This window comes from Streptomyces sp. NPDC096046 (assembly GCF_040303285.1).
Taxonomy (GTDB): domain Bacteria; phylum Actinomycetota; class Actinomycetes; order Streptomycetales; family Streptomycetaceae; genus Streptomyces.
On record NZ_JBEOSZ010000058.1, the window covers coordinates 22240 to 29977 of the forward strand.

At 69.6% G+C, this 7738-nt stretch carries 5 protein-coding genes and 2 pseudogenes; 3 read left to right on the forward strand and 4 right to left on the reverse strand.

The window, feature by feature from the left end:
• Window positions 1-17: 17 nt before the first annotated feature.
• A complete protein-coding gene (gene ccrA / locus ABTX62_RS33280) occupies window positions 18-1340 on the reverse strand; it encodes a crotonyl-CoA carboxylase/reductase (protein ID WP_352119662.1) in 1323 nt (440 codons plus the stop codon).
• A gap of 301 nt (window positions 1341-1641) precedes the next feature.
• Here ccrA and ABTX62_RS33285 point away from each other — a divergent pair, with 301 nt between their 5' ends.
• Window positions 1642-2547, forward strand: coding sequence for an alpha/beta hydrolase (locus ABTX62_RS33285; protein ID WP_352119663.1), 906 nt, complete (start codon window positions 1642-1644; stop codon window positions 2545-2547).
• On the opposite strand, the gene ABTX62_RS33290 is transcribed toward ABTX62_RS33285, so the two are convergent.
• Window positions 2517-4352, reverse strand: coding sequence for a class I SAM-dependent methyltransferase (locus ABTX62_RS33290; RefSeq protein WP_352119664.1), 1836 nt, complete (start codon window positions 4350-4352; stop codon window positions 2517-2519). The two genes, ABTX62_RS33285 and ABTX62_RS33290, sit on opposite strands and share 31 nt — an antisense overlap.
• 167 nt (window positions 4353-4519) lie before the next feature.
• Here ABTX62_RS33290 and ABTX62_RS33295 point away from each other — a divergent pair, with 167 nt between their 5' ends.
• A complete protein-coding gene (locus ABTX62_RS33295; protein ID WP_352119665.1) occupies window positions 4520-5770 on the forward strand; it encodes a glycosyltransferase in 1251 nt (416 codons plus the stop codon).
• Window positions 5771-5801: 31 nt separating this feature from the next.
• Here ABTX62_RS33295 and ABTX62_RS33300 read toward each other — a convergent pair.
• A pseudogene (locus tag ABTX62_RS33300) lies at window positions 5802-6208 on the reverse strand (NAD(P)-dependent oxidoreductase); the annotation flags it as partial.
• A gap of 62 nt (window positions 6209-6270) precedes the next feature.
• Here ABTX62_RS33300 and ABTX62_RS33305 point away from each other — a divergent pair.
• Window positions 6271-6507 (forward strand): annotated as a pseudogene (locus ABTX62_RS33305) (IS6 family transposase); the annotation flags it as partial.
• A gap of 297 nt (window positions 6508-6804) precedes the next feature.
• On the opposite strand, the gene ABTX62_RS33310 reads toward ABTX62_RS33305, so the two are convergent.
• Window positions 6805-7107, reverse strand: coding sequence for a hypothetical protein (locus tag ABTX62_RS33310; protein WP_352119666.1), 303 nt, complete (start codon window positions 7105-7107; stop codon window positions 6805-6807).
• Between the last annotated feature and the right edge of the window lie 631 nt (window positions 7108-7738).

A 7738-nucleotide genomic window follows, 5' to 3' on the forward strand; every position in this document is an offset into this window, starting at 1 on the left:
CGCCTGTTCCGTGGGGATCACCCGCGGAACAGGCGCAACCGCTCCTCACCCACCCGGGCCCGGGCCTCCGGGTCGGTCACGCCGAGGCCGGGGCGGGGAGCCAGACACAGCACACCGACCTTGCCGATGTGCTGGTTGGTCTGGACGGCCCGTGCGGCCGAGCCCACCTCCGCCAGCGGATACGTCGTCGACAGGGCGGGAACCAGGCTGCCCAGGGCGATGAGCCGGTTGACCTCACACTGCTCGTGAAGGTTAGCGCCGTGACTGCCGATGATCCGCTTCAGCCGCATCCACAGATACCGGTTGTCATAGGTGTGTTCGTAACCCGTACTGGATCCGCAGGTGACGACCGTTCCGCCGCGTCTGGCCAGGAACACGGAGGCCGCGAAGGTCTCCCTGCCGACGTGCTCGAACACGATGTGCGGGTCCTCACCGACCGCGTCGCGGATCGCCTTCCCCATCCGCTTCCAGCCCTCGGGACGCCGCAGGAGGGTGTCGTCCCCGCCCAGGATCTCCCGGCGGTTGATGACCGCTTCGCATCCCAGTGACCGGAGCAGACGGGCCTTGTCGTCGGAATTGACCACGCCGACCGGGATACCGCCTCCGTTGCGCACCAACTGGACGGCGTAGGACCCCAGCCCGCCGGTCGCGCCCCAGACCAGCACGATGTCGCCCTGCTTCATCCGCGCACCGCGGTCGCTGACCAGCATGCGGTAGGCCGTACTCGCGCACAGCGGGTTGACGGCCGCTTCCTCCCAGGTCAGAGCGGGAGGCTTCGGCATCAGCTGGCTCGCCCGCACGACGGCGTAGTGCGCCAGACCGCCGAAGTTCGTCTCGAACCCCCACGCCTTCTGCCCGAGTCCGAGCATGCCGTCGTGGTGCGTGTCGGGGTCCTGCTCGTCGACATAGGCCGGCGAGATCGAGACGTGGTCACCGACCTTCCACCTGCGCACGGACGATCCCGTACGGACGATGACGCCCGAAGCGTCGGAACCCACGATGTGGTACGGGAGGTCGTGGCGCGCCTCCCACCCTCCGGCCTTCCCCATCGCCTTGAGGAACTGGAAAGTGGGCAACGGCTCGAACATGGCCGTCCAGACCGTGTTGTAGTTGATCGCGCTCGCCATCACGGCGATCAGCGCCTCGTCCGGGGCGAGTTCCGGCATGGGAACGTCCCCCACGCTGAGGGACTTGCGTACGTCCTTGTCCTCGACTCCCTCGAACATGCCGACGTCGGCGGCGCGCACACAGGCCGCCGGGAACTGGTCCGGGAGGGGGAGCGACTCGAGGGCCGCCGCGTCCGCACCCGCGATGACCGCTTCGGACAGGGACGAAGTCATGTCGGCTCCAATCTTGATCACGTCTCACGACTGTTCCCAAGAGAACCGCTGATCCGATGCCCCGCAACCGCTGCTCTGCTGTACGGGCGACTGCCCTGTCGTCGACCGGAGTGTCTGCCGTCGGTGGGCGGTGGTTGTCGTCATGCTCCGAGGCGTGTGGGCATACTTCCTGAAGCACTCGAGAACGTATCTGGTCTGTCTGAGCCTCGTCGCCGCCCTCGTCTCGACCGAGGCGCATGCGGCCGGACGGAGCCCGGCAGGCGCGCCCGGGCCTCACGACGCGGAGGCTCGTGTCACCGCCGTGCGAACGATCGACGACCGGACGCGCGATCTCACGGTGAGTTCGCCGGCCATGGGCAGGTCCATCCCGGTCCGGGTCATCCTTCCGGCGAGCTGGCACCAGCGGCCGAAAGCCACCTTTCCGGTTCTCTACATGCTCCACGGCGGCGCCGACGACTACACGGCCTGGACGCGTGAGACGGACGTGGAAGAGCTGTCCCGGAACGCCGATGTGCTCATCGTGATGCCCGACGCCGGAATGGACGGCTACTACAGCGACTGGCTCGTCGGCTCGCCCCGCTGGGAGACCTTTCACACCGTCGAACTGGTGCGGCTCATGGAGAAGGAGTACCGGGCCGGCTCACCCCGCGCCGTCGTGGGACTGTCCATGGGCGGATTCGGCGCACTCAAGTACGCGGCACGCCATCAGGGACTGTTCCGGTATGCGGCGGCGATGAGTTCCTACGTGGACCTCAACGACCCGACCGTGCGTCTGGTCATCAGGCTCGGCTCCTTCGTGGCCGGCGTCGACATGAACCAGGTGTGGGGCGACCCGGTGCGCAACGCCGATGTCTGGCAGTCCCACAACCCCGCCGCCATGCCCCGGTCCTTCCGCGGAACACGCGTCCATCTGTCCGTCGGCACCAGCATGCCCGGACCGCTGGACATGGGGCGTCCCTCCAACGTCATCCTCGTCAGCATGCTGGGCGAGGCGGCGCTTCCGGAGCAGATCAAGAAGTTCGCCGCCGCGCTGCGCGCGGAAGGAGTCCAGGTCACGACGCATCAGTATGACCCGGGGACGCACTCCTGGCCGTACTGGCGACAGGAACTCCATCGCATCTGGCCCACGGTGCTGGAATCGCTCGGGCTGCAGGACACCGGTTCCCGGGGCGGGCGTCAGGCTTCCCTGCGGGCGAGGATCCGGTAGGCCTGCCCGCCCCGCACCGCCCCCAGAAAAGGGGCGACCGCGAGGTCGGTCGCGGCCGCAGCGGCGATCAGCGGGACGGAGCACGTCCAGATGGCCGCGTGGGCCAGGGCGCGGGCGCGGGTCGGAGGTCTCCGGGACCAGGGATACCGGGGGCTCGGCGTCCAGGAGCGGAAGCGCTCCACGACGGCGCCGCAGAAGTCCCCGCCCGGGCGTCCGGTGACGCGTTGCTCCACCACCGTGGTGAAGCCCCGCTCCAGCAGCGCCTGTCTGAGATTGGCGAAGGGCATCAGGTGCACGTGCTGCGGCTGCATCCAGGGAATCCAGTGGCGGCCCAGCAGCCGACTGAGCGAGCTCTGCGGGTCGGGGACCTCGATCACCAGGTGACCGCCCGGTTTGAGGACGTCCCGTGCCGCATCCAGCTCGGCTCGTGGGTCCAGGGTGTGTTCGAGGTAGTGGAACATGCTCACCACGTCGTAGGCGGTGTCCAGGGACGCGGCCAGCTCGGGGAAGTCGCCCCGGTGACCGCGGTGCACCCAGCCGTACCTCTCGGCCCGCTCCACGGCGTCGCTGCGGTCCAGACCGTGGAAGACGGTCCGCGGCCAGACGTCCTGGGCGACGAGGCAGAAGTGACCGTGCCCGGCTCCCACGTCCAGCCAGGTACGGGGCGCGGTGTGCGGGTGCGGGAGACGGGCGCGATCGCGGTAGGCGGAGCCCTGGAGGGCGAACACCTTCTCCATGTGCCGTTCGCCGACGCCGTCGTAGCAGTCGCGGTAGTAGAAGTCGAGGCCGGCCGGGCTCAGCCGCGGATTCTGGAAGGTGTGGCCGCAGTCTCCGCACTCCTCCAGGGTGAACCGGCCCGGTTTTCCCTGGTACATGTCCCGTGCCGTCACGCGGTGTCTCAGGTCGGAAGACCCGCACCACGGGCAGGAGCCGCGGCGTGGCTCGAAGAACCGCTCGACACCCCGGGCGATCTCGGCCTGGTATTCCGCGCGGAGACCGGGGTGCGGGTCGGCCGGGCCGCGCAGCGCGTGCGCCGCCCGCGCGGTACGCAGCCAGTCACCCGATCCCAGTACGGGTCTGAGCCAGGTGGCGCGGCGGCGGTCGGCGGGAGCGAACCGGCGACCGCGCACCAGCGTCGGCTGCAGTGCGTAGCCGGCGAGCGCGGCCGCTCCCCAGGCCGGGGCCGTCGCGAGGCAGGCGGCGGTCAGCGTGCCCGCGGCCAGGCGTGCCGCCAGGGCGGCGGACAAGGGGACGAAGGTGTTGCCCGGCCGGGCGGCGACGCGTTCGAGGGCGGTGCGGCGGACACTGCGAAGCCCGGGCGCGAGCGCGAATCCGGTCGTGGTCGGCGCACACTTCTTCAACTGCTCCATCAGGTCGGTGAGTTCTGCAGCCGAGAGTCCCGTGAGATCCGTGCCGGCGGGCAGCGGGGTGCCGAGTCGCTCCAGGGCGGACGCCTCCACGACGACGGCATGCTGGGCGCTCCGTCCGAAGGCCAGCCTGTCGCGCCGGAAGGTGCGGGTGTTCACCAGACGGGCGAAGTCGAGCAGCTCCGCCGTCGGCAGATCGCCCGGCAGCAGATCCAGTACCTTCAGCCCCTCCCGGGCGGCGAAGGAGCAGGCGGCGCGGCGGGTCTCGTCGTCCAGCCGCACTCCGGAGGCCAGCACGAACCGGAAGTCCGGGGAGGGCGGATCCGCGGAGGGTTCCAGGAGATGCAGCCCGGCCAGCCGGTGACGGAGCCGTACCGCGTTGAGGGCGAATCCCGTGCCGAGCGCTGCGGACGTGAGCCGGACCATGTTCCTTGGCATCAGTTTCCGTCCCGCCAGAAGGGGTCTTTTCCTCATACTCGCCTGATATATCCGGGAACGTACCGCCCGATATGTCTATGATCTGCCAATCGGGTAACGACCCGCCGGACGTCGGCACACCGGACGTCGGCACACCGGACGTCGGCACACCGGGAGAGGGGAGCGGCGTGGGGCGAACAGTGGTGATCTTCGCCGCGGGGTCCCGGGGGGATGTCCAGCCCTGCCTGGCACTGGGCCGGGCACTGTCCCGGCGGGGCGACACGGTGAGAGTCCTGGCCAGTCGGCGCTACCGGCATCTGATCGCCGAGGAGGGACTGGACTTCCACCCCCTTCCGGCCGACCCCGTGGAGGTCATCGAGTCCACCGAGGGGCAGGAACTCCTCGCCGGCCCACGCAACCCGGTGGCGTTCGTCCGCCGGATGGACCGGGTCCTGCGACCCCACATCATGACGATGCTGGAAGAGACCCGGGCCGGAGCGGAGGGCGCCGACCTGATCCTGGCCCCCACCTTCGGTTTTCTCGGTGTCCATCTGAGCCAGTACCTCCGCGTCCCGCACGCCGTCATCCACTTCCAGCCGAGCCAGCCCACCAAAGTCTTTCCGCACCCCCTCGCCCCGGCCGCCGCGACGCTGGGTGCCCTGGGGAACCGGCTCAGCTTCGGCGCGGTCGACCTGGGGGCCTGGACGCTGTGCCGGAGGTCCGTCAACGCCTGGCGCCGGGACAGCCTGGGCCTCCCCGAGCTGTCGCTGCGGGAGCCTCTCCGGTACGTCCGCCACGCGCCCGTGCTCTGCGCGTTCAGTCCCGAGGTGGTGCCGCGTCCGTCCGACTGGGGACCGAACGTCCACGTGACCGGCTTCTGGCACCACGACCGGCCGGAGTGGGAACCCCCGCGGCGCCTGCTCGACTTCCTGGCCGACGGGCCGCCGCCCGTCTACGTCGGATTCGGCAGCATGAAGACCCGCGATCCGGAAGCGACCGACGCCCTCGTCCGGAGGGCACTGCGGCGCGCGGGACTACGGGGAGTGCTGAGCGGTGATCCCGCCACCAGCGAAAGCGACATCCTCGTGGTCGGCGACACCCCCCACGACTGGCTGTTCCCCAGGACGGCCGCCGTCGTGCACCACGGAGGCGCGGGCACGACCGCCTCAGCACTGCGCGCCGGAAGACCCTCACTGGTCTGTCCGTTCTTCGGCGACCAGCCCTACTGGGCCGCGCGAGTACGCGAGATCGGCGCGGGTCCCGCACCGCTGCCGGCCCGCGATCTCACCGTCCCCGTCCTCACCCGGCGCCTGCACGAGCTCACTCGGCACCCTCCCTACGCCGAGGCCGCACGCCGGCTCGGCCGGACTCTGGCAGCCGAGAACGGCACCGCCCGAGCCTGCCAGGTCCTCGACGGACATCTGGTCGTTCCCCTGTAGCGGCTGAGGTGTCTCCGGTCCCCACGGGGTGTCAGGGCAATTGTCGTACGGGTGCTCCCGCGAGGAAGGCGCGGATGTTCTCGACCGCCTGGCCGTAGTACGTCGTGTAGTTGGCGTGCGAGGCGTAGCCCAGGTGCGGGGTGGCGAGGAGGCGCGGGGCGGTACGCATCGGGTGGTCGGCGGGCAGCGGTTCGACGTCGAAGACGTCGACGCCGGCCCCGGCGATCCGGCCCTCGTGCAGGGCGGCCAGAAGAGCCGCCTGGTCGACGATGGCCGCCCGCGAGGTGTTGACCAGCTACGCGGTCGGCTTGAGGAGGGCGAGCTCGGCGGGTCCGAGCAGGCGCGGGTGCGGTCGCTCAGCGCGAGATGGACCGAGACGAAGTCGCTGCTCGCGAGGAGGTCCTCGAGGGACGGGGTGAGTTCCGCGCCGACCTCGTCGGTGGGCGCTGGCACGTTGGTTGATCGGGTGGAATGATCTTCTGCATCGTGCTGGAGGGGGGCTGTCCGTTGGGGCCGTTTCGCCCTCGTACAAGGGTCACCGGTACCCGGTCGAGGTCATCTCCCACCGTGTGTGGTTGTACTTCCGCTTCCCGCTGTCGTTCCGCGAGGTCGAGGAGCTGATGCTCGAGCGCGGGATCGTCGTCTCGTACGAGACGGTGCGCCGCTGGTGCGCCAAGTTCGGGCAGCGGTACGCAGGCGCGGTGCGCCGCCGGCAGCCCCGGCCTGGTGACACGTGGTTCCCCTGCCCGGCGGCGAATTCGCCCGCCGTATCAACAGTCTTCTCACCGCGGCCGGCCGCCCTTCCATCTGGGACAGTCGACCCACCCGTCGCGCCCTCGACCCGTACACGTCCCCGGACATCAGAGGAGTCGACCGTGAGCATCGGCAACCGATTCCCGAGCAGATGGGCACCGCGAAGCGCTGACAGGCCGTGCCGGCACATGGCGCCATAAAGCTGTGCCACCACGGGGGCAGGTGCGCTCACCAGCGGGACGGGCGGGCGCGGACGTACCCGTCACTCTGGATCTGGTGGGTCAGGCGGCCTTGTTCCAGTGCCGGGGTAAGTCGTCGCCTTGGCCGGATTGCTGAGCGGCTTTCTCGCGGGCGCGCAGGACCGCCCAGAGTGGGATGGACAGGCCGGTGAGGTACCAGGGGACAACCCAGAGCGCGGTCCACCAGGTGGTCTGTGGTTCGAGGATCACGTTGGTGGCGGCTGTGGCCATTGCGGTGGCCAGGCTCCAGCACGTGAGGCGGCCGGCGTGCCGGACTCGTCGGGTGAGCCGGTCGGAGGCGGGGTGGGTGCGGGAGGGGGGCAGGGTTCTGCCCGGTTCGCTCATCGCGGGGGAGTCCTTCACAAGGGCGTGGATGGTGCCGGAAGGTGCCGGACGCCGTCAGTGTGCATGCAGTGCGGTTGTGCGGACAGCAGCGCCGCCGGTTAGCCGCTGGCTCTGAGACAAGTTGTGCTGGTGTGGTTTCGCGTTCGAAAGCTGGTAAGCGCTCTCTGCGTGCTTCTTGGTTAGGTATGAACCTGGCCGAAAAGTAGTTGGCCGTCGATCGGGATGCACTGATTGAGATGCAGTCGAAGTATTTCGGTCAGTGTGTCCGTCCGAATTGATCACGGAATGGGAAATTCCTCCTTCAAGTGATGGTGGGTTGCTCCACCGCGTCCGCATTCGCCCGGTCGAAGGGGTGGGGCTGATTCCAGCCTGTATGAGGCGGGTGTTGCGGGGCACGGCTGGTCGGCTTGTGTGCGTCTCGTGACAGCTTGTGTGGCTGAGGTGACCGTGTGGGTCACCGGTTCTGACTGTCTGTCTGACTTCCTGTGGGGGGAAGCTGATGCATTTACGTGCTGCAAGCACGCCGTCTCGGCGTGCCCGGAGAACACACAGAACCGCTCTCGTCGCGGGGGGGGGGGGCCCCCCCCCGGGGGTGGCCCCCGCCCCCCCGAGGGGGGGGGCGGGGCCGGCC